Consider the following 23,196-nt stretch of genomic DNA (forward strand, 5'->3'; position numbering starts at 1 on the left):
CGAGGTGTCGAGCAAGGCACGACGCGGCTGATCCGCGGTCACCGCAGCGCCCGGTCGAACGGATCGACGAGCTCGTCCGGACCGAAGACCTCGTCGGCCGCACGCAGGTCGGCCTTCCACGCCGCCGGTTCCGGTCCGGGCTCAACGGCCAGCACCTCGGCGGCGGCGGAGACGGTCACGAAGTGGCGGCGCCCCGTGTCACGCCGGTGCGGCACGACGTCGGCGACGGGCCGACCGTTGACCGTCACCACGAAGGACTCACCCTCAGCGACGCGTCGCATGACCGATGCGTTGTCGTTCCGCAGGTCGGACTGGCGAATCTCCACACTCATAGCGAAAGCATAGCGTTCTCATAGCGATGCGTCGAGGACGGCGCTTGCTAGCGGGTCCACGTGACGATCTGGTGACGCCACACCATCCGGCGCGCGCCGCCGACGATCTCGCCCCACGACGTCGCACATGAACCGCACCCTCCGGCCCGCGAGTCGCTCACCCCCGCCTCCGTGACATCACGAGCCGTACTCCGGCAGAGGTGCGAAGCGACGCCTAGCGGTTCAGGAGGCGATCGCCCCGCGTTCGCATCCGGTTCATGGAGCCGGGGCACAGTCCGGCACCATGGCACCCACAACCCGCATCACGGCCCTCGCCGCCGTCCCCACCATCGCCCTGCTCCTCGTCGCCTGCGGGGAGGGCGCGGACAACGGCACCGAGACGGACGCGGGCACCGGTACCGAGATCCAGGACGCGGACGCCGCCGGCACCGAGCAGGACGCCGATAACGAGGAAGCCGCGACCGAGGAAGCCGAGAGCGACGCCGACCCGGAGGCGGCAGACGGTGCCGGCCTGAGGGTCGCCGTGGCCACGAACGAACCGTGGGGCGCCTACCACGTCGAGCATGTCGCTGACGAGATCGCGGCACAGGCCGGGACGATCGAGCTGATCGTCCCCGACATGTCCGAGGTCGACGAGGAGTCCGCGGTGGCGTCCGTCCCGCTCGACGAGGCCGATCCCCTCGACTACGACCTGCTGGTGATCAACGGCGCCGAGGAATGGCCCGCCGAGGTGGTCCAGGAGTTCGATGGCCTGCCGGTGGTGGCCAGCAGCACCGCCTATCTCCAGCCCGAGGAGGCCCCGTACGCCGACGACGTCCGGCCACGGCTGACGGCGGTGACGGCCGGCTCCTACGCCGAGCAGGAGACCTTCGCGGTGTACCTCGGCATCAGCGAGGACGAGATCGAGGTCGTCGGTGTCCCGGAGCTGGACGACACCCCGGAATCGGCACCGGAGCCGGACACCGTGCTGATCCTGACCAGCGTGACGCACCCGGACGAGACCGGTGGTGCGGCACCGGGGGCCGAGCTCCTCCTGGAGACGGCGCACGCGCTCAGCGACGAGGGGTACGAGATCCTCGTCGGGCTGCACCCGCGTGAGGACGAGTCCCTCTGGGAGGAGTTCGAGATCGCCGAGGAGGGGTCCGCGGAGGCAGCGGCACGGGCCGAGGTCGCCGTGGGGATCCCCGGCAGCGTGTTCCCGAAGATCGCGGCCGTAGGTACGCCGCTGGTCGGGACGGTGGACCCGGAGCTGGAGGTCCCGGACTACCTCACCACCACCGGCGAGATGGTCGAGAGCGTGGACGAGGCCCTGGCCGCCGTGGACGACGCGGAGCCGCTGTCGACCGACGAGCTGGAGTACGTGGTCGGCCCGCTCGGTCAGGCCGGCCCGGATCTTGTCAGCGCCTGGGCAGAGGGCGCCCGGCTGAGTCCCGAGGACGCCGGACTCTGACCCGAGGTCGCTGACGACCACGCGGATCGGCCGGCGCGCCACCAGCCGCTCGCGGGGGAGCCGCGTGCCGTCAGACGCTCGCGCGGGAGCCGCGTGCCGTCAGACGCTCGCGCGGGAGCCGCGTGCCGTCAGACGGTCGCGCGGGAGCCGCGTGCCGTCAGACGGTCGCGCGGGAGCCGACGACGTCGTAGCGCAGGCGGACGGTCCCGCCCGCGAACCGTCGCTCGCTCGTCAGGCGCAGGTCGAGGCGGACGTCGTCGGGCAGGAACCGCAGGCCCCCGCCGAGGGCCACCGGCCAGAGATAGATCCCGACCTCGTCGACGAGACCCGCACGCAGCGCCTGAGCGGCGAGGGTGGGGCCGTTGACGGTGAGGTCCGCCGTCGTCGACCGCTTGAGGGTCTCCACGTCCGTGGGCCGGAACGCCCGCTCGACCCGGGTCCGCCGGGTGGGGACGACGCCGAGGGTCGCGGAGTGGACGACCTTGTCGGCGGCCTGCCACAGGCGCGCGAACTCGGCGTTGCCGGCCGACCCGGCGGCGATCGTGGGGTCGGTCTCCCACACGCTCATCAGCTCGTAGATGCGGCGGCCGTAGAGGAACGTGCCCACGTCGGCCGTGTCGGCGTTGAACGCGGCCATCACCTCGGCGCTCGGCTCGGCCCAGCCGGGGCTGCCGTCCGGGCCCGCGACGTAACCGTCGAGCGAGACGTTCATCCAGTAGATCAGGCGGCCCATCGCGTTCTCCCCCGTCCGCTCAGTCCCGGCCGTGCAGGACCTCGTACTCGAGGAAGACGATCCCGCGCCCCACCACCTGGTCGCTCCGGAGTGCGAGGTCGAGGCGGACGCCGTCGGGCAGGAACCTCAGGCCCGACCCGATCGAGACCGGGTAGACGACGGGCATGACGGCGTCGACGAGCCCGTGGCGCAACGCGTGGGCGGCGAGCGTGGGTCCGTCGATGGTGAGGTCCTCGTCCGAGGCCTCCTTGAGCGCGCGGATCTCGTCGGGGTCGAAGGTCCGCCGAAGGCCGGTGCGCGCGGTGATCGGCTCGGCGAGCGTCGTCGAGAAGACGATCTTGTCGGCGCGCTGCCAGATCTGGGCGAACTCGGCGGCCTCGGGGCCCTCCTCGGCGATCGCCGGGTCGGTCTCCCAGACGTGCATCATCTCGTACATCTTCCGGCCCATGAGATAGGTGCCGACGTCGGCCATCGCGTCGTTCATGGCCTGATGGTCGCCGGCCTCGGGGGCGGCCCAGGAGAAGTCGCCGTTCTCGTCCTGCACGTAGCCGTCCAGCGAGACCTGCATCGAGTAGATGAGCCGTCCCATGCCGCTCCCTCGCGGTCCTGTGCCGGCTCCGTCCGTCGGCCGGGTGGCCGGGCGACCCGGCGGCCGGTGCGCCAGAACATACTCCTGCGCGGGCGCGCGCGCAGGCCGGTGACGAGCGCGGGCAGGTCCCTACACGGGCCGACCACCCACCGGCACGTGACGCGCACGGGCCGCCTCGGCAAGCTTGTCGTCGAACGTGGCCAGTGCCGACCCGGAGGTCACGGCGGTGTTCAGCGCGCAGCAGTCGGGCAGCTTCAGACCGGTCTCGACCTGCAGAGTCGCGAGCCGGAGCGGCTCACCCTCGCGCGGCACGACGGCCTGGATCCCGAGAGCGTTCAGATCGGCCTGCAGCTCGTCCCCGCGGCCGACGCGCACTCCGCCGACTAGAACCTCGGCGAGGTTCAGCGGATGGATGAGCAGCTCCTCGTCGGCATGTGCGCGCAGGTAGGCGGTCGCCGCCTCGTGGTGGAGATCCTTGGGCCGCAGGTGGGCGATGACCACGCTGGCATCGAGGGTGATCACGTAGGCCAGTCGCGTCGGAGCTCATCAAGGTGGTCGTCCCCGAACGCCTCCGCGTAGCTGCCGCTGGTCGCCTCGATCGCAGCGAGTCGGCGACGAACCCTGCCGGCGCGCTCCTCCTCGAGTGCCTCGCTGCCGGTCTGGACCAGCCGCACCAGCAACCTGGAGCGTGACTCACGAGGCCAACGACGCGCCGCGACGTCGAGTGCGCGCGCCACCTCGTCGGTCTCAGTGACCTGATGGCGCGGTCGGGTGGTCGGCATCCCCCCAGTGTACCACCAGCGACCGCGGTGACCCACGGGGGCGGGACACTCACGTCGACCATGGGCCGGCGAGATCTCCCTGGTCCACGTCGGGATCCAGACCTCACTCCGGCCGGGCGGCCGATTCACCTGGTCCTCCTCCGGCGGCAGCAAGTGCGCACCGGTAGAGACGATGTGTGCTGGACGACCGACGCCGCACGGATGTCGGAGTGCCCTCGTAGCGTCATCAGCATGGGGGAACAATGAGACGCACCAGCGACAACCGCACCACCCTTGCTTGGCACGAGGCCGCGCTCGTCACGACAGGCTGCAGCATGGTCAGCCTCGCGGCGACTTTCCTGGTGGTCTGGTTCGTGGGTCAGGAGGGCGATCCGTGGACGCGGGCCGACGATGCCGCGACGCGTTGGGGCGCCCAGGTCGCTCATTCGATTGGTTGGGTATGCGCGATGCTCGTCGCCACCCTCGGCGCGATCCTCGCGACTCTCGTCGCAACTCGCCGGTCGGATGACCCAGATGCAGTGAAGCTCCGTCACCACCTCACGTGGGCCGGCCACCTGACCGTCGCGGCGTTCCTACCCGCGCTACTTCTCGTTACATGGGTCAGCGCCACGTCCGCTGCCGCTTTCGGCACCATGTTCGTCCTGGTCCCGACACTCTCGCTGATACTCGCCTCCTCGGTGGCGATCGGCACGTTTCACATCCCCGGCGCTGCGCGCACTTCGCTGACCGATCGCGATCGGTCAGTCGAGCGTGTCGATCGGCCGAAGGACAGGCCCTCATCAGGAAAAGCAGAGAGGGCGTTCCTCGTCGCCGCCTCGGTCGCGGCGGGGCTCATCGCCTCACGTTCGAGTCGCCGACCGGCTGCGCGCGTATCGGGTCACCGGCCCCTCGGCCACTGACCGTGCCGATGTCACCGCTGATCGATCAGCAATCCCGATGACCTGCGTCCACAACGCCCCCTCAGGCGGCGACGAGCGACTCGATCGCGCTGCGGAACAGCTCGAGGCCGTCGGTGCCGGCGCGCGCGCCGTCGGCGGTGTCGGGCCCGAACCCGCGCTCGACGGCGTGCTCCGGGTGCGGCATCAGCCCCACCACGCGACCGCTCGCGTCGGAGACGCCCGCGATGTCCCGGAGCGACCCGTTCGGGTTCACGCCCACGTACTCGAAGACCACACGCCCCTCGGCGGCCAGCTCGTCGAGCGTCTCGTCGGTCGCGACGTACCGGCCCTCACCGTTCTTCAGCGGCACGACGATCTCCTGGCCCGCCTCGAACCGGTTCGTCCAGGCAGTACGGTTCGACGCCACGCGCAGCCGCTGCTCCCGGCACACGAACCGCTGCCGCTCGTTGCGCACGAGCGCACCGGGCAGCAGGTGGGCCTCGCACAGGACCTGGAAGCCGTTGCAGATGCCGAGCACCGGCGTGCCCGCGCGCGCCGCGTCGACCACCGAACGGATGACGGGCGCGAGGGCAGCGATCGCACCGGCGCGCAGGTAGTCGCCGTAGGAGAACCCACCGGGCAGCACCACGGCGTCGACGCCCCTGAGGTCGGCGTCGGCGTGCCACAGGGCCACCGGCTCCGCGCCGGCGAGGCGCACCGCGCGGGCGGCGTCGACGTCGTCGAGGGTGCCGGGGAAAGTGACCACACCGATGCGTGCGGTCACCGCGCGACCTCGGCGTCGTCGTTGGCGTCGCTACCGGGACCCGCCGCGTCACCGGCAGGACCACCCAGGCCCGCGGCGACGTCGGCGGCCTGCCCCGCGGCGGCCGAGCCCGCCCCGGCTGCCCCTCCGGTGACCTCGGCGCGCACGGCGACGACGTCCTCGATGACCGGGTTGGACAGCACGTCCTCGGCGGCCCTCCGTGCGGCGTCGAGGTGGGCGTCGGTCACGTCGCCCTCGACGCTCAGCTCGAACCGCTTGCCCTGGCGCACGGCGAAGCCGGCGAGGCCCTGGTGCTCGAGCGCGCGGGCGACGGCCTTGCCCTGCGGGTCGAGGATCTCCGGCTTCGGCATGACGTCGACGACGATGCGCCCCATGTGATGTCCCTTCGTGACGGCTGGCCCCAGGGTATGCCGGGGCGCGACGTCAGACGTCCGCCGTCTGACCGGTGAGCGTCTCGTACGCGGTGACGTAGCGCTCGCGCGTGCGCTCGACGACCTCGGTGGGCAGCGGGGGCGGCGGCGCGTCGGAGGCGCGGTCCCAGCCCGAGTCGGGCGAGGTGAGCCAGTCACGCACGTACTGCTTGTCGATGCTCGGCGGGGTCGACCCCGGCACGAGGTCCTGAGCCCGCCAGAACCGGGAGGAGTCGGGGGTGAGGACCTCGTCGGCGAGGACGAGCTCGGGGTCGCCGGGGCGGTTCTCGCGGCCGAACTCGAACTTGGTGTCCGCGAGGACCAGGCCTCGCGCGGCCGCGATCTCGGCGGCCCGGTCGAAGACGGCGAGCGACCGGTCACGCAGGCGGCGCGCTGCGGTGACGCCGACCTTGTCGACGGACTGCTCGAAGGTGATGTTCTCGTCGTGCTCGCCGACGGCCGCCTTCGACGCCGGCGTGTAGATCGGCGGGTCGATGCGGTCGCCGTCGGTCATGCCCGGCTCCAGCTCGACCCCGCAGACCTCGCCGGTCGCGCGGTACTCCGCGAGCGCTGAGCCGGTGAGGTAACCACGCACCACGCACTCGACGGGGTACATCTGCAGGCGCCGGCAGATCATCGCGCGGCCCGCGACCTCGTCCGGCACGTCGAGGGAGACCACGTGGTTGGTGACGAGGTCGCCGAGCTGCTCGAACCACCACAGGGTCAGCTGCGTGAGGACGACCCCCTTGCCCGGGATCGGCGTCGGGAGCACGTGGTCGAACGCGGACAGGCGGTCGGAGGCCACCATGAGGACGACGTCGCCGCCGCGGCCGGACTCCTGGTCGGCGGGCACGTACATGTCCCGGACCTTGCCGCTGTAGACGTGGCTCCAGCCGCGTAGGTGCGGCGCCTCACCGACCCCGATGCTCATGCCGTCATCTTCTCACCGGGGCGCGTGCCGGGACAGGGACGTCCGTCCGGGGGGCCAGGTGGTGGGCGGCGACGTCAGGCCGTCTCGGGAACCCGAACGCGCCCCTCGACGGCGCGGTTCGACGCACGGGTGCGCCGCGGCGTCAGGCCGTCTCGGGAACCTGGACGCGCCCCTCGACGGCCGCGAGCGCGATGTCGGTCCGGTGCTGCGAACCTTCGAGACGCACCTCGGCCACGCCCGCGTAGGCGGCGTCTCGGGCGGCGGCCAGATCTGCGCCTTGCCCGACGACGGTGAGCACCCGCCCGCCCGCAGACACCACCGCGCCGTCCGCGGTGTTCGCACTCTCGGTGGCCCCGTCGCGGTCAGGGGTCTCGTCGTCGTCCGGTCGGTCCGCGTCGGCCGTCCCGGCGTGGACCACGTGCACGCCCTCGACGGCGTCGGCCGCGGCCAGCCCATCCACGACGTCGCCGGTGCGCACCATGCCGGGGTAGCCGGCGGACGCGACGACCACGCCGACGACGGCGCCCTCGTCCCACTCGAGCACGCCGCCCTCGGGCAGGCTCCCGGTGGCGGCCGCGTGCAGCAGCCCGGCGAGCGGCGTGCGCAGGAGCGGCAGCACGACCTGCACCTCCGGGTCGCCGAACCTCACATTGAACTCGATGACCCGCAGCCCCCGCGAGGTCAGCGCCAGCCCGCAGTACAGCAGCCCGACGAACGGCGTCCCCCGCCGCGCCAGCTCGGTGACGACCGGCCGCGCAACACGCTCGACCACCTGCTCGGTGAGGTCCTCCGGCGCCCACGGCAGCGGCGAGTACGCGCCCATGCCGCCGGTGTTGGGGCCGGTGTCGCCGTCGCCGATGCGCTTGAAGTCCTGCGCCGGCGCGAGCGGGAGGACGCGCTCGCCGTCGGACAGGCAGAACAGCGAGACCTCCGGGCCGTCGAGGAACTCCTCGACGACGACGGCGGCGCGCCCCCCCGTGGACTCGTCGCCCCCGACGGCGGGCGCCAGGCAGGCCACCGCGTGGTTGAGTGCGGCGTCGCGGTCGTCGGTGACGACCACGCCCTTGCCGGCGGCGAGACCGTCGTCCTTGACCACGAAGGGCGGGCCGAAGGCGTCGAGCGCGCTCTCGACCTCGTCGAGGGTGACGCACACGTGGGCCATCGCCGTGGGGACCTCGGCGAGCGCCATGATCTCCTTGGCGTAGGCCTTGGAGCCTTCGAGCCGGGCCGCCTCCCCGCTGGGCCCGAACACGGGGATCCCGGCCGCGCGCACCGGATCGGCCACGCCCGCCACGAGCGGGGCCTCCGGACCGACGACGACGAGGTCGACCGCCTTCTCGATCGCCAGCCGGACCACCGCGGCGCCGTCGAGGATGTCGATGTCGACCCGCTCCCCCAGGTGGGCGGACCCGGGGTTGCCGGGGGCGAGCACGAGCGACTCGGTGACGGGGTCGGCGGCGAGGGCGCGGGCGAGCGCGTGCTCACGGGCACCGGAACCAAGGAGCAGGATCTTCACCCGCGCAAGGGTACGGGTGAGTGGGCACACCCCTCATGGGCCGCCCAGGTCGGCCGGCCCGGGGCGGTGGCGCGGCGCCCCCGCGCGCGAGCAGCCAGCGCTGGACGATTCCGGCTGGCGAGTGAGCGGAGATCTGTCGGACGAGTGAGCGCGGTTCCGCCCGCCGGGACGGCGCGGAGGTGTTGCCGTCCCGAGCGAGACCTGTCAATCAAAGCGATATTGACAGCGAAGCTAACAATCACGCCGATATCGACAGCCGCGTTCAGAAACGAACAATCCGCTCCCCCGCCTGTGGTCGCCGAGGCAATGGGGTAACCACCGAGGCAGCGCCCCGGGGGCATTGACTGGGCACTTACCCGATTGCCTCGATGGGGAGAGCGGCCGCGGCGGCACCGCTGGCGAGGGCGCGGGCAGAAGTCCGCTCACTCGCCATGCGGAGCGGACAGATCCCCGCTCACTCGCCGAGCAGAATCCCGCTCACTCGCCGGATCGGCCCTGCGCAGCGGCGATGCGCTCGCGGAGCCTGGCCAGCTGGTCGCGCACCTCGGCCGGCACCTTGTCGCCGAACTGCTCGAGGTAGGCCTCGGTGGCGTCGGACTCTGCGGCCCACGCGGCCGGATCGACCCGGAAGATCTCCTCGAGCACCTCGGGCGCGAGGTCGAGCCCCGTGAGGTCGAGGTCCGCCGCGCGCGGCATCCGCCCCGTGATGCCGTCCACGGCGTCGACCTCCCCGCTCACGCGGCGGATGATCCAGTCCAGCACCCGGGAGTTGTCGCCGAACCCCGGCCACATGTACTTCCCGTCGGCGTCCTTGCGGAACCAGTTGACCTGGTAGATCCGGGGCGCGTTCTCGCCGAGCTTCTCGCCCATGCGGAGCCAGTGCCCCCAGTAGTCGGCCATGTTGTAGCCGCAGAATGGGAGCATGGCGAACGGGTCGCGCCGCAGCGCGCCCACGGTCCCCTCCGCGGCGGCGGTCTGTTCGGAGGCCACGGTCGCGCCCATGAACACGCCGTGCTCCCAGTCGTACGCCTCGGCGACGAGCGGCACGTTCGACGCGCGCCTGCCGCCGAAGAGGATGGCGTCGATCGGCACGCCGGCCGGGTCCTCCCAGTCGTCGGCGATCGTCGGGGCCTGTGCGGCGGGCGCGGTGAACCGGCTGTTGGGGTGCGAGGACGGGGCCTCGCTGTCCGGCGTCCAGCTGTTGCCCTGCCAGTCGGTGAGGTGCGCCGGCGCCTCGTCGGTCAGTCTCTCCCACCAGACGTCGCCGTCGTCGGTGAGGGCGACGTTCGTGAACAGGATGTTCTCGGTGAGGGTGTCGACCGCGACGGGGTTCGTCGACCGTCCCGTCCCGGGCGCGACGCCGAAGAAGCCGGCCTCCGGGTTGATCGCGTAGAGCCGCCCGTCCGCGCCCTGCCGCATCCAGGCGATGTCGTCCCCGACGGTCTCGACCTTCCAGCCCTCGATCGTGGGCTGCAGCATCGCGAGGTTCGTCTTGCCGGTGGCCGACGGGAACGCACCCGTGACGTGGTAGGACCGCCCGGTCCGCTCGTTCGTCAGCTTGAGGATGAGCATGTGCTCGGCCATCCAGCCTTCGTCCCGGGCGATGACCGAGGCGATGCGCAGTGCGTAGCACTTCTTGCCCAGCAGGGCGTTCCCGCCGTACCCGGACCCGTAGGACCAGATCTCGCGGGTCTCGGGGAAGTGGGTGATGTACTTGTCCTCCGAGCACGGCCAGGGGACGTCCGGCCATTCGTTGCCCTCGGCGTCGATCAGCGGGTAGCCCACCGAGTGCACGGCGGGCACCCAGAACTCACCACCCTTGATGAGGTCGAGCGCGGGGGTGCCCATGCGCGTCATGATCCGCATGTTGGCCACGACGTAGGGCGAGTCCGTGACCTCGACGCCCAGCTTGGAGATGTCCCCGCCCAGCGGACCCATCGAGAACGGGACGACGTACATCGTGCGCCCGGCCATCGCACCGGCGAACACGCCGCGCAGCGTCTCCTTCATGGCCGCCGGATCCGCCCAGTTGTTCGTCGGGCCGGCGTCCTCCTCCCGCTCCGAGCAGATGTAGGTCCGCGACTCCACGCGGGCGACGTCGGAGGGCAGGGACCGCGCGAGGAAGCTGTTGGGCCGCCGGTCCTCGTTCAGCCGGACGAGCGTGCCGGACTCAACCATCTCGGAGGTCAGCCGGTCCCACTCCTCCTGCGAGCCGTCCACCCACTCGACCTTCGCGGGCCCGGTGAGCTCCGCGATGCCGACGACCCAGGCGAGCAGGTCCTCCGGGACTCCCTCGGGCGCCGATGCTCGGGCCAGATCGACGGCCGGGCTCTGGGTGGTCATCACTGATCATCCTCCTTGATGCCGGGGGTCCGCTCCCCCGGTGCTGATCGTGCACCGAGCGCCACGAACGGCGACATCGGTGGTGATCTACCCACGTACGACCCGCCCGCGGACCGCTACCGTGACGCCATGAGACGTCATCGCCAGCCTAGCGGGCTGTACCGCCGCATCATGGCCCTTCTGTCCCTCCCCGTCCTCCTCCTCGTCCTGTCCGGCTGCTTCCGGGCGGAGACGACCTTCGAGATCGGGACGGACGGCAACACCACGATCAACGCCCAGGGCGTCGCCACCATGCCGGGCGTGACCCGTGAGCAGGTCGACTGCCAGGAGATCTCCGACAGTGGCGACGCGCCTGTCAACGGCGGCACCGTGACGGCCGAGGACTACGAGGAGAACGGCCAGCCGGGCTGCACCGTCGAGGCGACCGGCCCCACGGACCAGATGACCAACGACGACGGCAGCTACGTCGTCACGCAGGAGGGCGACGTCCTCACGTTCCAGCTCCAGGGCGACCCGACGATCAACCCCGACGAGATGGCCGCCCTGGGCGGCGCCCCCGAGCTCACCACCACCGTGGTCTTCCCCGGCGAGGTCATCGACGGCGGCGGCGGCGAGGTCGACGGCAACCGGGTGACGTTCACCGGCATCGAGCACATGCGCGACGGGATCACGGCCACCGGCTCGGCGTCCCCGGGATTCCTCGACAGCATCCCCGGCTGGGCGCTGTGGGTCGGCATCGGCGTCGTGGTGCTCATCGTCGTGCTCATCGTCGTGGGTGTGGTCCGCAGCGGCTCCAAGAAGAAGCGTGCCGCGGCCGCGCAGCAGTCCGGCGGCTACGGCGGCGGTGGCTACGGCGGTGGCGGCTACGGGGCCGGCGGCTACGGCGGCCAGCAGCAGTGGGACCAGGGCCAGCAGTGGGGCGCCGGCGGGCAGCCCGGGCAGCAGTGGGGCGCGGGTTCGCCCGGCCAGGCCGGATGGGACCAGCAGGGTCAGCAGTGGGGCGGCGGACAGCCGCCGCAGGGCTGGGGCGCGCAGAGCCCCGGTCAGGGCCAGCAGGGCTGGGGTCAGCCCGGCCAGCAGCCGCCTCCCGGCCAGCCGGGTCAGCAGCCCCCGCAGGGCCAGGGCTGGCAGTAGACCCCGCACGACGCCGGAGCGCACCTCCGGAGCAGACGTCCGGCCGGGCGGAGCCCCGGTCCCGCAGCAACGACGACGGCCGCCTCCTTCGGGAGGCGGCCGTCGTCGTCGGGCGTGGCGTGACGGGAGGAGCCGTGACAGGAGGAGCCGGGGCGAGAGGTGTCGTCGCCGTCGAGCCCGGAGGCGTCGGCGTCGGTTGTGGCCCTTCGTGCCCTTCCGGCAGCCGAACTCGGTCAGTCGATGAGGTCGTGGCGGACGATCGTCGCCTCGCGGTCCGGTCCCACCCCGATCGCCGAGATCCGCGTCCCGGACATCTCCTCGAGGGCGAGCACGTAGTCCTGGGCGGCCTGTGGCAGGTCCTCGAAGCGGCGCACGTCGCTGATGTCCTCCCACCAGCCGGGCAGCTCCTCGTAGATCGGCGTCGCGTGGTGGAACGCCGACTGGTCGGCGGGCATCTCGTCGTGGCGGACGCCGTCGACGTCGTAGGCCACGCACACCGGGACTCGCTCCAGGCCCGTGAGGACGTCGAGCTTGGTGAGCACGAGGTCGGTGAGCCCGTTGACGCGCGAGGCGAAGCGGGCGATGACGGCGTCGTACCAGCCGGTCCTGCGCGGGCGTCCGGTGGTCACGCCGAACTCGCCGCCGGTCTTGCGCAGGTGCTCGCCCATGTCGTCGTCGAGCTCGGTGGGGAACGGACCCTCGCCGACCCGGGTCGTGTACGCCTTGATGACGCCGACGACCCGGTCGATCCGCGTGGGGCCGACGCCCGAGCCGGTGCAGGCGCCGCCCGCCGTCGCGGAGGAGGAGGTGACGAACGGGTAGGTGCCGTGGTCCACGTCGAGCATGGCCGCCTGGCCGGCCTCGAACAGGACGATCTTGCCCGTGTCCAGGGCCTGGTTGAGCTCGAGGGCGACGTCACTGACCATCGGGCGTAGCCGCTCGGCGTGGGTGAGGAGCTCGTCGACGACGACGTCGACGTCCGCCGCGCGCCGGTTGTAGAGCTTGACGAGCACCTGGTTCTTGAAGTCGAGCGCGGCCTCGACCTTCTGCCGCAGGATCGACTCGTCGAACAGGTCCTGGACGCGCAGGCCCACGCGGCTCATCTTGTCCGCGTAGGTGGGGCCGATGCCGCGGCCGGTGGTGCCGATCTGGCGCTTGCCGAGGAAGCGCTCCGTCACCTTGTCGAGGGTGCGGTTGTAGCTGGGGATGAGGTGCGCGTTCGCGGAGACCCGCAGGCGCGAGACGTCGACGCCGCGGGCCGCCAGGGCGTCGAGCTCCTCGAAGAGCACGTCGACGTCGACGACGACGCCGTTGCCGATCACCGGGATCACGCCGGGGCTGAGGATGCCCGACGGAAGCAGGTGGAGGGCGTACTTCTCGTCGCCGACGACCACCGTGTGCCCCGCGTTGTTGCCGCCGTTGAACTTGACGACGTAGTCGACGCGGCTGCCGAGCTGGTCGGTCGCCTTGCCCTTGCCCTCGTCGCCCCACTGGGCCCCGACGACCACGACTGCCGGCATGTGCTGCTCCCTCTGCTCGCTGGCGCCGGGCGCCCCGACGACCGCTCGAGCGTACCCGGGCGCGCCGACGCGGGCCGGGCGCTCCGTGTCCTGCGTGCTCGGGGACGGCGGGCGCGCCGACGCGGGCCGGGCGCTCCGTGTCCACGATCCGGAACCGTGTGCGGTAGCGGGGTACGACGTCGGGTGCTGGTGCGAGGCTCACCGTCATCGATCCCCGAGGAGCTTGAGATGACCGCGATCGCCGAGAACGCCACCGACCTGGTCGGCCGGACCCCGCTGGTGCGCGTGGGCCGCCTCCTGCACGACGACGCAGGGCAGGCACCGCCGGCCACCGTGCTCGGCAAGCTCGAGGCGTACAACCCGGCCTCCAGCGTCAAGGACCGCACCGCGCTGTCGATCGTGCGGGCGGCGGAGGCGGACGGGCGGCTCGCCCCGGGCGGGACCATCCTCGAGGCGACCAGCGGCAACACCGGCATCGCGTTCGCGTGGATCGGGGCGCTCCTCGGCTACCGGGTGGTCATCGTGCTGCCCGACGACGTGTCCCACGAGCGCCGCGCCCTCATCCGTTCGTTCGGCGCCGAGCTCGTCCTCACGCCCGGCGCCGAGGGCATGGCGGGGGCGAACCAGTACGCCAACCGGCTCGTCGAGGAGGACCCGACGCTGTTCCTGTCCGGCCAGGGCGGCAACCCGGCCAACCCGGGGGTGCACGAGGCCACGACCGGACCGGAGATCTGGGCGGACACCGGCGGGCGGGTCGACGTGCTCGTCGCGACCACGGGCACCGGCGGCACCCTGAGCGGGGCCGGGCGGTTCCTGCGCACAAATAACCCGGACGTCCGGCTCGTCGGCGTAGAGCCCGCGGAGGCCCCGGTGCTCAGCGGCGGCGAGTGGCAGGCGCACAAGATCCAGGGCATCACCGGGGGCAACGGGGTGCCGCCCGTGACCGACCTGGAGCTCATCGACGAGATCGTCACCGTCCCGCAGGACGAGGCCATCGGCTGGGCGCGGCGGGCGGCGCGCACCGAGGGGCTGCTCCTCGGCGTCTCCTCCGGGGCGGCCCTGCACGCCGCGGCACGGCTCGCGCGCCGACCGGAGCACGCGGGGCGGACGATCGTGGCGATCCTGCCCGACGGCGGGGAGCGCTACGTCTCCTCCGAGCTCTTCGACCATGTCCGCCCCACCGACGAGTGAGCGGACTTCTGCCCGCCCCGCACGACGAGTGAGCGGACTTCTGCCCGCCCCATATGACCAGTCAGCGGACTCCTGCCCACCCCACATGACCAATGAGCGCGGTTCTAACGCACGTGCGTCCGGCCCACGAGTGAGCGGACCTCTGTCGCACGGACGACGGCGGGGCGCGGCACCTACGGGTGCCGCGCCCCGCCGTCGTGGGGATCGCGCTTCGCGCCGGGGCGGCCGGCGCTACGGGCTCGTCAGGCGATCTTCGTGCCCGCCGAGCCGAGCCACTCGCAGGACTCGACGATGCGCTGGGCCATGCCGGCCTCGGCCGCCTTGCCCCAGGCGCGCGGGTCGTACTGCTTCTTGTTGCCGACCTCGCCGTCGATCTTCAGCACGCCGTCGTAGCTGCGGAACATGTGCTCCACGACCGGGCGCGTGAACGCGTACTGGGTGTCGGTGTCGACGTTCATCTTGATGACGCCGTTGCGCACCGCGGTGGCGACCTCCTCGGAGGTCGAGCCGGAGCCGCCGTGGAACACGAGGTCGAACGGGTTCTCCTTGCCGACCTCCTTGCCGACCGCGCTCTGGATCTCGCCGAGCAGCTCGGGGCGCAGCTTGACGGCGCCCGGCTTGTACACACCGTGGACGTTGCCGAAGGTCAGGGCCGTGAGGTACCGGCCCTTCTCACCGGTGCCGAGGGCGCGGGCCGTGGCCAGGCCGTCCTCCGCGGTGGTGTACAGCTTCTCGTTGATCTCGGCCTCGTGGCCGTCCTCCTCGCCGCCGACGACGCCGATCTCGATCTCCAGCAGCGTGCGGGCCGCGACGGACTTCTCGAGGAGCTCCTCGGCGATGCGGAGGTTGGTCTCGAGGTCGACCGTCGAGCCGTCCCACATGTGCGACTGGAACGCGGGCAGACGACCGGCGTCGACCTCGGCCTTGGCGATCTCCAGGAGCGGGCGGACCCACGAGTCGAGGTTCGGCTCGGCGCAGTGGTCGGTGTGCAGCGCGACGGTCACCGGGTAGCCCTTGGCGACCTCCTTCGCATATGCGGCGAGCGCGAGGGAGCCGGCGATGCGGTCCTTGACGGTGGAGCCGGACGCGTACTCCGCGCCACCGACGGAGACCTGGATGATGCCGTCGGACTCGGCCTCGGCGAAGCCGCGCAGCGCGGCCGTCAGGGTCTGCGAGGACGTGACGTTGATGGCCGGGTAGGCGAACTTGCCCGCCTTGGCCCGGTCGATCATCTCGACGTATACGTCCGGGGTAGCGATGGGCATCGTGGACCTCCTGAACTGGGGCGTGGTGCTGTCGGCCCGATCATCCCACCGATCCGGGCGCGATGTTCGGGGCATCCGTCCCTCCGACATGTCCGGGGCATCCGTCGCTCCTGGGACGGCGGCCGACGTGCCCGCGTGCCCGAGGTCGCCGAGAGGGCGCCGGAGGGAGTCGGCATCGGTGCACCTACCCGAGCACCGCGTGCTGCGTCATCCACGCGTGCATGGCGATCGCGCCGGCGGCGGCCACGTTGAGCGACCGCGTGGAGCCGTGCTGGGTGATCTCGAGCAGGAGGTCGCAGCCGGCCAGCAGCTCGTCCGGCAGCCCCGCCGACTCCTCGCCGAGGACGAGGACCGCCTCCCGCGGCAGCGCCCGCCCCTCGAGCGGGACGGCGCCCGGCAGGTTGTCGAGCCCGAGCACGGCGAGCCCCCGGCAGCGCGCCCACGCGAGCAGGTCCGCGGCGTCCGCGCGGTGCTCGACGTTCAGGTAGCGATCCGTGACCATGGCGCCACGGCGGTTCCACCGGCGCCGGCCGACGATCTGCACCGACGCCAGGTTGAACGCGTTCGCGGTGCGCACGAGCGAGCCGATGTTGAGGTCGCGCCCGGTGTTGAGCAGTGCGAGGTGCAGCGGGTGCGCCCGGGAGGCGAGGTCGGCGCGGATCGCCTCGACGCTCCAGTACCGGTAGTGGTCCGCGACGTTGCGCCGGTCCCCCGCAGCCAGCAGCTCGGGGTCCAGCCGCGGGTCGTCCGGCACCTCTCCCTGCCACGGTCCGACGCCGACGCTGCGCTCGTCGTCGTCGGCGATGTCCGGGGTGTCGGCGGGGAAGCTCCTCGGCTCGGACTCCCTCGGTTCGCCCTCGTCCGGCACCCCGCCCCGTCGAGTCAATCGGGCAACCGCCGAGTCAGTCGACGCGGGGCGCTGACTCACCGGTTTGCCGACTGCCTCGGCGACAGGAGGGGGCCGGTCAGGGCTGGCCGCGGCAGGAGGGAGGTGGTCGGCGGCAGCAGCGGGGTGGTCAGCGGCAGGCGGGAGGTGGCCGGCCACGGCACTTTGGGGCCCGCCGGCGGCGGGAAAGCGCCGGTCGGCGGATGAGCGACTCGGCTCGTCAGGCAAGGCCGACGTCGGCGAGCTCGAGCGCGTTGAGGTAGCGGTGACCGGCCTCCTCGACGGCCTCGCGGGCACCCGTCGCGCGGTCGAGCACCACGAGGACGGCGGCGATCTCCGCCCCCGCCTCGGCCACGGCGTGCGCGGCGGTCAGGGCGGAGCCGCCGGTCGTCGACGTGTCCTCCACGACGACGACCCGCCGGCCCGCGATGTCCGGGCCCTCGATCCTCCGCTGCATGCCGTGGGCCTTGGCCTCCTTGCGCACGACGAACGCGTCCACCCCCTGACCCCGCGACGACGCGGCGTGCATGATCGCCGTCGCCACCGGGTCGGCGCCGAGGGTGAGCCCGCCGACGGCGTCGATCTCGCCGGCCCCGAGCCCCTCCTCCTCGAGCAGGTCGAGCAGGACGTGCCCGAGCAGCGGACCGGCCTCCTGGTGCAGCGTCACGCGACGCATGTCCACGTAGTAGTCGGACTCCTTGCCCGAGGAGAGCACGACCCTCCCGCGCACCACGCCGAGCTCGCCGACGAAGGCGGCGAGGCGGGCGCGCTGGGGGTCGTTCGAGGCAGGTGCGGGCGTCGAGGTCACGGAGCGAGGGTAGCCGGACCCGGCCCGACGCCGACGCTCACCCCGCGCGGGTCCGACGCCCGGCGCGGCCGGTCACCCCGGCCCGACGCCGACGCTCACCCCGCGCCGGCCGCCGCGCCCACGCCCACGCGCTCGGCGTCGTCGTCGCCCAGCTCTGCCGCCTCGGCGTCCGTGAACAGGCGCGAGCGGATGAGGAACCGCACGCCGTCGGGCGCCTCGAGGGAGAAGCCGGCGCCGCGGCCCGCCACCACGTCGATCGTCAGGTGCGTGTGGCGCCAGACCTCGAACTGGTTCCGGCTCATCCACACGGGCACGGTGAACGCGTCGTCGGACGAGGGATCTCCTCCGGCCTCCCCCGGGACCGTGAGGTCGCCGAGGTGGACGTCGGCGTCGCCGGTGAGGAAGTCGCCCTGCGCGAAGCACATGGGGGACGACCCGTCGCAGCAGCCGCCGGACTGGTGGAACATCAGCTCGCCGTGCGTGGCGCGCAGCCGCCGCAGCAGCGCCGCCGCGTCGTCGGTGAGCGCGACCCGCTCCGTCGTCGTCATGTCAGATCCTTCCCGGGGTGCCCGGCCCACCCGGGCCGGGCACCCGCCGTCGGGACGGCTCAGAAGAAGCCGAGCCGCTTCGGTGCGTAGCTGACCAGGAGGTTCTTGGTCTGCTGGTAGTGGCTGAGCATCATCTGGTGGTTCTCCCGCCCGATGCCCGAGCCCTTGTAGCCGCCGAACGCCGCGCCCGCCGGGTACTGGTGGTAGGTGTTCGTCCACACGCGCCCGGCCTGGATCGCGCGGCCGGCCCGGTAGCAGGTCGTGGCCTCGCGGGACCAGACGCCGGCGCCGAGCCCGTAGAGGGTGTCGTTGGCGATGGAGATCGCGTCGTCGAAGCCGTCGAACCTGGCCACGGACACGACCGGGCCGAAGATCTCCTCCTGGAAGATCCGCATCGAGTTCTGACCCTCGAAGATCGTCGGCGCGATGTAGTAGCCGTCCGCGAGATCGCCGTCGTGCTCGAGCCGCTCGCCGCCGAGGAGGACCTTGGCGCCCTCCTGCTTGCCGATGTCGATGTAGGAGAGGATCTTCTCAAGCTGGTCGTTGCTGGCCTGCGCGCCGACCATCGTCTCGGTGTCGAGGGGGTTGCCGGCCTTGACGGCGCGGGTGCGCTCGATGGCGTCGGCCATGAAGGAGTCGTAGATGTCGCCCGAGACGAGCGCGCGCGACGGGCACGTGCAGACCTCGCCCTGGTTGAGCGCGAACATCGTGAAGCCCTCGAGGGCCTTGTCGTAGAAGTCGTCCTTGGCCTGGGCGACGTCGGAGAAGAAGATGTTCGGGCTCTTGCCGCCGAGCTCGAGGGTGACCGGGATGATGTTCTGGCTGGCGTACTGCATGATCAGCCGGCCGGTCGTGGTCTCGCCCGTGAAGGCGATCTTGCGGATGCGCGGGTTGGAGGCCAGCGGCTTGCCGGCCTCGGCGCCGAACCCGTTGACCACATTGAGGACGCCCGGGGGCAGCAGGTCGGCGATCTTCTCCACCAGGTAGAGGATCGACGCCGGGGTCTGCTCGGCCGGCTTGAGCACGATCGCGTTGCCGGCCGCGAGCGCCGGGGCCAGCTTCCACACCGCCATGAGGATGGGGAAGTTCCAGGGGATGATCTGCCCGACGACGCCGAGCGGCTCGTTGAAGTGGTACGCGATCGTGTCGCCGTCGATCTCGGTGAGGCTGCCCTCCTGGGCGCGGATCGCCCCGGCGAAGTAGCGGAAGTGGTCGATCGCGAGCGGGATGTCGGCGGCCAGCGTCTCGCGGACGGGCTTGCCGTTCTCCCACGTCTCCGCGACGGCGATCTCCTCGAGGTTCTCCTCGATCCGGTCGGCAATCTTGTTGAGGATGATCGCGCGCTCCGTGGCCGAGGTCTTCCCCCAGGCGGGCGCGGCGGCGTGGGCGGCGTCGAGGGCGGCCTCGATGTCGTCGGCGTCGCCCCGCGCGACCTCGCAGAAGGTCTTGCCCGTCAGGGGGCTCGGGTTCTCGAAGTACCGGCCGTTGACGGGGGCGCGGTACTCCCCGTTGATCCAGTGGTCGTAGCGGGAGCGGTAGCTGACGATGCTCGACTCGGTTCCCGGGTTGGCGTAGACGGTCATTCGGGTCACGACTCCTTCGGCCTCGGTGCCACGTCCTCGTGGCGGGTCCCTCGAGCATAGGTTCGCGAGGCGCTCGGCGGCAGGGTGGGTCGGCAGGTCGCGCAGATGTGCGGAGGTCGAGGGCCGCGTGTCGGACGGCGGCGCTACCGTGGGCGCATGCGGATCGCCACCTGGAACGTCAACTCCGTGCGCACGCGGGTCGACCGCGTCGTCGCCTTCCTCGAGCGGTGGGACGTCGACGTCCTGGCCATGCAGGAGCTCAAGTGCAAGCCCGAGCAGTTCCCGATGGCGGCGTTCGAGGAGGCCGGCTACGAGGTGGCGCTGCACGGCCTCAACCAGTGGAACGGCGTGGGCATCGCCTCGCGGGTGGGACTGAGCGACGTCGCCGTCGGCTTCCCCGGCATGCCCGAGTTCGGTGACCCGCCGGTGGCCGAGGCGCGCGCGATCGGCGCGCTGTGCGGCGACGTGAAGCTGTGGAGCCTGTACGTGCCCAACGGCCGGGAGATCGACCACCCGCACTACGCCTACAAGCTCGAGTGGCTCGCGACCCTCAAGGACGTGGCGCGCGGCTGGCTCGAGGACGACGCCGACCGACGCATCGCGCTCATGGGCGACTGGAACGTCGCGCCCCAGGACGAGGACGTCTGGAGCATGGAGTTCTTCGAGGGCAGGACCCACGTGACCGCCCCGGAGCGGGCCGCGTTCGCCGCGTTCGAGGACGCCGGGTACGCCGAGGTCACGCGCCCGCACACGCCGGGCGTCTACACCTACTGGGACTACCAGCAGCTGCGCTTCCCCAAGGGCGAGGGCATGCGCATCGACTTCGTGTACGCCTCCCCCGAGCTGTCGACGAAGGTGACCGACGCCTACGTCGACCGCGAGGAGCGCAAGGGCAAGGGCGCCTCGGACCACGTGCCGGTGATCGTGGATCTCGACCTGGTCAACTAGCGCGCGTCGAGCGCCGCCACGACCTGCTCGTTGAGCTCGGGCCAGATCACGCCGTGGACCTCGGTGTCGAACCGCTTCGCGCCGAGGAACGCCGCCGCCGCGCCGCGGGTCGGGTCCGCCCACAGGAACGAGCCGGACTGGCCGAAGTGGCCGAACGTCGTCGGGGCCACGCCCGGCCCCGTCCAGTGGGGGTCCTTGTCGGAGCGGACCTCGAACCCGAGCCCCCAGTCGTTGTGCGCCTGCCGCCCGAAGCCGGGCAGCACCCCGGACAGCCCGGGGAAGACGGTCGCGGTGGCCTCGGCATGAAGCTCGGCCGAGATCAGCGCCGGGTCCAGCAGCTCGAACCCGTAGGTGAGGAGGTCGGCGGTCGAGCCTGAGTAGCCGTGCGCGCAGCTGCCCTCGGTCACCACGGACGTCAGACCGAGCGGCTCGACCACCTGCGCGCGGACCCACTCGTTGATCGGTGCGCCCACGCGGCTCCCGACGAGCTCGCCGAGCGTCTCGAACCCGAGGTTGGAGTACACGCGGCGCTTCCCGGGCGCCTGGCTCGGGCCCCCGGCGTCCATCGGGAGGCCCGAGGCGTGCGCGAGCAGGTGACGGACCGTCGAGCCCTCGGGGCCGGCGGACTCGTCGAGGGTGAGGTGCCCGGCCTCGACGGCCACGAGGGTGGCCGTGGCCGTCAGCAGCTTGGTCGTCGACTTCCACGGCAGGACCCGCTCGACGTCGCCGTCGGACGAGACCACGCCGTCCTCGTGCGTGGCGACGAGCAGCGCCACGTCGAAGTCGAACCGGTCGAGTGCGGGGTAGGTGGCCACGCCTCCAGGGTGTCACGGACCGCCCGACGCCGGAGCGGCACCCTCGCGCCGGGAGGTCACCTTCGGGACGGGAGGTCACCGTCGGGACGGGCGGCACGGGCGGCGCGGTTCGGACCGGTCGGCGCGGTTCGAACCCGTTGGCGCGGTTCGGACCGGGCGGCCGACCGCTACACGAGCGGCCAGGGGAAGGCCATCCCGGTGAGGTCCACCGGCAGCCGGCCCTCGGTGACCAGCCGTAGCGCCCGACGACGAAGAGCGTCCACCTCGTCGTCGTCGAGGAGCGCGGCGATCTCGTCGTCGACCTCGGTGACGACGGGGGCGACGGCGGCGAGCAGGTCGGCGTCGATGCGCTCGTCGGCGAAGTCCCAGATGACGGTGCGCAGCTTCGGCCGGGCCGAGAAGCAGAGCCCGTGGTCGATGCCCCAGACGCGGCCGTCCTCGCCGCGCAGGACGTGGCCCGACTTCCGGTCGGTGTTGTTGGTCAGCACGTCGAACACGGCGATCCGCCGCAGGTCGTCGTGGGTCTCGGGCGCGTCATCGACGAGGGTGAAGTAGTGGGCGGACCGGTCGTGCTCGACGAACCTCTGGAGCGAGCCGACGCCGAACGGCACCTCCTCACGGAGCACGGTGGTCGGGACCAGGTGCCAGCCGAGCGACTCGCTGAGCAGGTACGCGGCGCGCTCGCGGCGGTAGAGACCGGGCGGGAAGTCGCGCAGCGGCGCCTCGCCGAGCTCGGGCTTGTAGATCGCCCACGTCAGGTCGCCCTCCCCGGAGACCTCGACGAGAAAGGTCTCGTTGCTGGAGTCCGCGAGCCGCCCGATCACCGTGATGTCGCCGTGCAGGAGCAGGTCGGTGGTACCGGACGGGTCGGTGGCACCGCACGGGTCGGTCGCGGCGGCCGCTCCGGGTGATCCGGTCAGGTCCGCGGTTCGCGGCGCGCCACCCTGCGCCTCCTCGCCGGCCCTCGCGTGCTCCCCCGCCGGGCCGCCCACCGCACGCTCCGCGTCCACCGGGACGCCCTCAGGAGATCCGCAGGTCGCCGAGCGACTCGAGCGTGGAGTTGACGGTGAGGACCACCGGGTCGCCCGCCTGCGGGTACGCGATCGCGGAGACGGAGCACGGGGCGACGGTGAGGCGCTGGAACCGGTCGAGGGACAGGTCGAACGCGTAGGACAGCGCCGCCTTGATCGGGTCGGCGTGCGAGAAGCACACGACCGTCGACCCCCGGTGCTCCGCCCGGATCCGGTCGAGCGTGGCCGCCATCCGCTCCTGCATCTCGACCAGGCTCTCCCCGCCGGGGAAGCGGAACTCGGCGGGACGCTCCTGCACCGTGCGCCACTCGGGCAACCGCGCGAGGTCGGCGAGCGGCTCTCCGGTCCAGTCGCCGACGTCGGACTCGAGCAGCCCCGGCTCCTCCACGACCGACAGACCCGTGCGGCGGGCCAGGGGCTCCGCGGTCTCCCGCGCGCGCTCGAGCGGGGAGGAGAGGATCGTCGACGGCGACGCCGCTGCGAGCCGTTCCGCGACATGTTCCGCCTGGTCGCGGCCCCGCTCGGACAGATTCAGACCGGGTGCACGTCCGGGCATGACACGTCCGGTGGTCGGCGTCGTGCCGTGCCGCACCAGCAGGACCAGCGTGGGCGGGGCTGCCTTCTCCTCGGTCATCGCCTCCAGCCTAGGCACGTCCTTGCCACCGGGCCGTCCGGCACCGGGGCGGGGAACGGCCGGGACGACAAGCCGTTCGCCGTCG

At 72.1% G+C, this 23,196-nt stretch carries 23 protein-coding genes and 1 pseudogene; 5 read left to right on the forward strand and 19 right to left on the reverse strand.

Translation table 11 applies throughout. The annotated features are described in order from the left end of the window. Positions 1 to 38: 38 nt before the first annotated feature. The gene (locus AC24HA_RS16225) at positions 39 to 332 is read right to left on the reverse strand and encodes a type II toxin-antitoxin system Phd/YefM family antitoxin (protein WP_425707603.1); all 294 of its coding nucleotides are present in this window, start codon (positions 330 to 332) and stop codon (positions 39 to 41) included. A 283-nt stretch (positions 333 to 615) separates the two neighbouring features. On the opposite strand from AC24HA_RS16225, the gene AC24HA_RS16230 reads away from it, so the two are divergent. Then, the gene (locus AC24HA_RS16230; protein ID WP_425707602.1) at positions 616 to 1,782 is read left to right on the forward strand and encodes a hypothetical protein; all 1,167 of its coding nucleotides are present in this window, start codon (positions 616 to 618) and stop codon (positions 1,780 to 1,782) included. A 157-nt stretch (positions 1,783 to 1,939) separates the two neighbouring features. On the opposite strand, the gene AC24HA_RS16235 is transcribed toward AC24HA_RS16230, so the two are convergent. The 4 genes from AC24HA_RS16235 to AC24HA_RS16250 form a co-directional block, all read right to left on the reverse strand. Then, positions 1,940 to 2,515, reverse strand: coding sequence for a dihydrofolate reductase family protein (locus tag AC24HA_RS16235; protein WP_425707601.1), 576 nt, complete (start codon positions 2,513 to 2,515; stop codon positions 1,940 to 1,942). A gap of 19 nt (positions 2,516 to 2,534) precedes the next feature. Next, positions 2,535 to 3,104: a dihydrofolate reductase family protein gene (locus tag AC24HA_RS16240; RefSeq protein ID WP_425707600.1), complete on the reverse strand. Its 570-nt coding sequence runs from the start codon at positions 3,102 to 3,104 to the stop codon at positions 2,535 to 2,537. Positions 3,105 to 3,233: 129 nt separating this feature from the next. Next, positions 3,234 to 3,626, reverse strand: coding sequence for a type II toxin-antitoxin system VapC family toxin (locus AC24HA_RS16245; RefSeq protein WP_425707599.1), 393 nt, complete (start codon positions 3,624 to 3,626; stop codon positions 3,234 to 3,236). After that, positions 3,623 to 3,886 (reverse strand): hypothetical protein, encoded by a 264-nt coding sequence (locus AC24HA_RS16250; protein WP_425707598.1) that lies wholly within the window; start codon positions 3,884 to 3,886, stop codon positions 3,623 to 3,625. Before AC24HA_RS16250 ends, AC24HA_RS16245 begins: the two co-directional genes overlap by 4 nt. Before the next feature lie 242 nt (positions 3,887 to 4,128). Between AC24HA_RS16250 and AC24HA_RS16255 the strand changes: the two genes are divergently transcribed. Beyond that, a complete protein-coding gene (locus AC24HA_RS16255; protein WP_425707597.1) occupies positions 4,129 to 4,785 on the forward strand; it encodes a hypothetical protein in 657 nt (218 codons plus the stop codon). A gap of 61 nt (positions 4,786 to 4,846) precedes the next feature. Here AC24HA_RS16255 and purQ read toward each other — a convergent pair whose 3' ends face one another. The 5 genes and pseudogenes from purQ to AC24HA_RS16280 all read right to left on the reverse strand — a co-directional run bounded on the left by purQ (position 4,847) and on the right by AC24HA_RS16280 (position 10,748). Further along, positions 4,847 to 5,548, reverse strand: a complete 702-nt coding sequence (gene purQ, locus AC24HA_RS16260; RefSeq protein ID WP_425707596.1) for a phosphoribosylformylglycinamidine synthase subunit PurQ — start codon at positions 5,546 to 5,548, stop codon at positions 4,847 to 4,849. A 116-nt stretch (positions 5,549 to 5,664) separates the two neighbouring features. Next, positions 5,665 to 5,922 (reverse strand): annotated as a pseudogene (locus tag AC24HA_RS16265) (phosphoribosylformylglycinamidine synthase subunit PurS); the annotation flags it as partial. Between the two features lie 49 nt (positions 5,923 to 5,971). Next, positions 5,972 to 6,889 (reverse strand): phosphoribosylaminoimidazolesuccinocarboxamide synthase, encoded by a 918-nt coding sequence (locus AC24HA_RS16270; RefSeq protein ID WP_425707595.1) that lies wholly within the window; start codon positions 6,887 to 6,889, stop codon positions 5,972 to 5,974. A gap of 142 nt (positions 6,890 to 7,031) precedes the next feature. Beyond that, a complete protein-coding gene (purD, locus tag AC24HA_RS16275) occupies positions 7,032 to 8,405 on the reverse strand; it encodes a phosphoribosylamine--glycine ligase (protein ID WP_425707594.1) in 1,374 nt (457 codons plus the stop codon). Between the two features lie 477 nt (positions 8,406 to 8,882). Then, positions 8,883 to 10,748: a phosphoenolpyruvate carboxykinase (GTP) gene (locus AC24HA_RS16280; RefSeq protein WP_425707593.1), complete on the reverse strand. Its 1,866-nt coding sequence runs from the start codon at positions 10,746 to 10,748 to the stop codon at positions 8,883 to 8,885. A 171-nt stretch (positions 10,749 to 10,919) separates the two neighbouring features. Between AC24HA_RS16280 and AC24HA_RS16285 the strand changes: the two genes are divergently transcribed. Continuing rightward, the gene (locus AC24HA_RS16285; RefSeq protein ID WP_425707592.1) at positions 10,920 to 11,882 is read left to right on the forward strand and encodes an LppM family (lipo)protein; all 963 of its coding nucleotides are present in this window, start codon (positions 10,920 to 10,922) and stop codon (positions 11,880 to 11,882) included. A 233-nt stretch (positions 11,883 to 12,115) separates the two neighbouring features. On the opposite strand, the gene AC24HA_RS16290 is transcribed toward AC24HA_RS16285, so the two are convergent. Continuing rightward, a complete protein-coding gene (locus tag AC24HA_RS16290; protein WP_425707591.1) occupies positions 12,116 to 13,402 on the reverse strand; it encodes an adenylosuccinate synthase in 1,287 nt (428 codons plus the stop codon). Positions 13,403 to 13,630: 228 nt separating this feature from the next. Here AC24HA_RS16290 and cysK point away from each other — a divergent pair, with 228 nt between their 5' ends. Continuing rightward, positions 13,631 to 14,593: a cysteine synthase A gene (cysK, locus tag AC24HA_RS16295; protein ID WP_425707590.1), complete on the forward strand. Its 963-nt coding sequence runs from the start codon at positions 13,631 to 13,633 to the stop codon at positions 14,591 to 14,593. Between the two features lie 242 nt (positions 14,594 to 14,835). On the opposite strand, the gene fbaA is transcribed toward cysK, so the two are convergent. The 5 genes from fbaA to exaC form a co-directional block, all read right to left on the reverse strand. Then, positions 14,836 to 15,858, reverse strand: coding sequence for a class II fructose-bisphosphate aldolase (fbaA, locus tag AC24HA_RS16300; protein WP_425707589.1), 1,023 nt, complete (start codon positions 15,856 to 15,858; stop codon positions 14,836 to 14,838). A 184-nt stretch (positions 15,859 to 16,042) separates the two neighbouring features. After that, positions 16,043 to 16,726: a TrmH family RNA methyltransferase gene (locus AC24HA_RS16305; RefSeq protein WP_487563550.1), complete on the reverse strand. Its 684-nt coding sequence runs from the start codon at positions 16,724 to 16,726 to the stop codon at positions 16,043 to 16,045. Between the two features lie 238 nt (positions 16,727 to 16,964). Further along, a complete protein-coding gene (pyrE, locus tag AC24HA_RS16310) occupies positions 16,965 to 17,552 on the reverse strand; it encodes an orotate phosphoribosyltransferase (RefSeq protein ID WP_425707587.1) in 588 nt (195 codons plus the stop codon). 95 nt (positions 17,553 to 17,647) lie between these two features. After that, entirely contained in the window at positions 17,648 to 18,100 is a 453-nt protein-coding gene (locus tag AC24HA_RS16315; RefSeq protein ID WP_425707586.1) for a DUF779 domain-containing protein, read from the reverse strand. A 59-nt stretch (positions 18,101 to 18,159) separates the two neighbouring features. Continuing rightward, positions 18,160 to 19,683, reverse strand: a complete 1,524-nt coding sequence (exaC, locus tag AC24HA_RS16320) for an acetaldehyde dehydrogenase ExaC (RefSeq protein WP_425707629.1) — start codon at positions 19,681 to 19,683, stop codon at positions 18,160 to 18,162. A gap of 156 nt (positions 19,684 to 19,839) precedes the next feature. On the opposite strand from exaC, the gene AC24HA_RS16325 reads away from it, so the two are divergent. After that, on the forward strand, positions 19,840 to 20,631 hold the full coding sequence (locus AC24HA_RS16325) for an exodeoxyribonuclease III (RefSeq protein ID WP_425707585.1): 792 nt from the start codon (positions 19,840 to 19,842) through the stop codon (positions 20,629 to 20,631). Here AC24HA_RS16325 and AC24HA_RS16330 read toward each other — a convergent pair. The 3 genes from AC24HA_RS16330 to AC24HA_RS16340 all read right to left on the reverse strand — a co-directional run bounded on the left by AC24HA_RS16330 (position 20,628) and on the right by AC24HA_RS16340 (position 23,111). Continuing rightward, positions 20,628 to 21,446, reverse strand: a complete 819-nt coding sequence (locus AC24HA_RS16330) for a serine hydrolase domain-containing protein (protein WP_425707584.1) — start codon at positions 21,444 to 21,446, stop codon at positions 20,628 to 20,630. The genes AC24HA_RS16325 and AC24HA_RS16330 overlap by 4 nt on opposite strands. A 167-nt stretch (positions 21,447 to 21,613) precedes the next feature. Further along, entirely contained in the window at positions 21,614 to 22,294 is a 681-nt protein-coding gene (locus tag AC24HA_RS16335; RefSeq protein WP_487563651.1) for an SCO1664 family protein, read from the reverse strand. Between the two features lie 172 nt (positions 22,295 to 22,466). Then, positions 22,467 to 23,111: a histidine phosphatase family protein gene (locus AC24HA_RS16340; RefSeq protein WP_425707582.1), complete on the reverse strand. Its 645-nt coding sequence runs from the start codon at positions 23,109 to 23,111 to the stop codon at positions 22,467 to 22,469. Positions 23,112 to 23,196 lie beyond the last annotated feature (85 nt).

It is taken from the genome of Georgenia sp. Z1491, assembly GCF_057652395.1.

Excerpts from the sequence above, each read along its gene's own strand:
- AC24HA_RS16225 (WP_425707603.1), bottom strand. The coding sequence starts at position 332 with ATGAGTGTGGAGATTCGCCAGTCCGACCTGCGGAACGACAACGCATCG.
- AC24HA_RS16230 (WP_425707602.1), top strand. The coding sequence starts at position 616 with ATGGCACCCACAACCCGCATCACGGCCCTCGCCGCCGTCCCCACCATC.
- AC24HA_RS16235 (WP_425707601.1), bottom strand. The coding sequence starts at position 2,515 with ATGGGCCGCCTGATCTACTGGATGAACGTCTCGCTCGACGGTTACGTC.
- AC24HA_RS16240 (WP_425707600.1), bottom strand. The coding sequence starts at position 3,104 with ATGGGACGGCTCATCTACTCGATGCAGGTCTCGCTGGACGGCTACGTG.
- AC24HA_RS16250 (WP_425707598.1), bottom strand. The coding sequence starts at position 3,886 with ATGCCGACCACCCGACCGCGCCATCAGGTCACTGAGACCGACGAGGTG.
- AC24HA_RS16255 (WP_425707597.1), top strand. The coding sequence starts at position 4,129 with ATGAGACGCACCAGCGACAACCGCACCACCCTTGCTTGGCACGAGGCC.
- AC24HA_RS16270 (WP_425707595.1), bottom strand. The coding sequence starts at position 6,889 with ATGAGCATCGGGGTCGGTGAGGCGCCGCACCTACGCGGCTGGAGCCAC.
- AC24HA_RS16280 (WP_425707593.1), bottom strand. The coding sequence starts at position 10,748 with ATGACCACCCAGAGCCCGGCCGTCGATCTGGCCCGAGCATCGGCGCCC.
- AC24HA_RS16285 (WP_425707592.1), top strand. The coding sequence starts at position 10,920 with ATGGCCCTTCTGTCCCTCCCCGTCCTCCTCCTCGTCCTGTCCGGCTGC.
- AC24HA_RS16290 (WP_425707591.1), bottom strand. The coding sequence starts at position 13,402 with ATGCCGGCAGTCGTGGTCGTCGGGGCCCAGTGGGGCGACGAGGGCAAG.
- cysK (WP_425707590.1), top strand. The coding sequence starts at position 13,631 with ATGACCGCGATCGCCGAGAACGCCACCGACCTGGTCGGCCGGACCCCG.
- fbaA (WP_425707589.1), bottom strand. The coding sequence starts at position 15,858 with ATGCCCATCGCTACCCCGGACGTATACGTCGAGATGATCGACCGGGCC.
- AC24HA_RS16315 (WP_425707586.1), bottom strand. The coding sequence starts at position 18,100 with ATGACGACGACGGAGCGGGTCGCGCTCACCGACGACGCGGCGGCGCTG.
- exaC (WP_425707629.1), bottom strand. The coding sequence starts at position 19,683 with ATGACCGTCTACGCCAACCCGGGAACCGAGTCGAGCATCGTCAGCTAC.
- AC24HA_RS16325 (WP_425707585.1), top strand. The coding sequence starts at position 19,840 with ATGCGGATCGCCACCTGGAACGTCAACTCCGTGCGCACGCGGGTCGAC.
- AC24HA_RS16340 (WP_425707582.1), bottom strand. The coding sequence starts at position 23,111 with ATGACCGAGGAGAAGGCAGCCCCGCCCACGCTGGTCCTGCTGGTGCGG.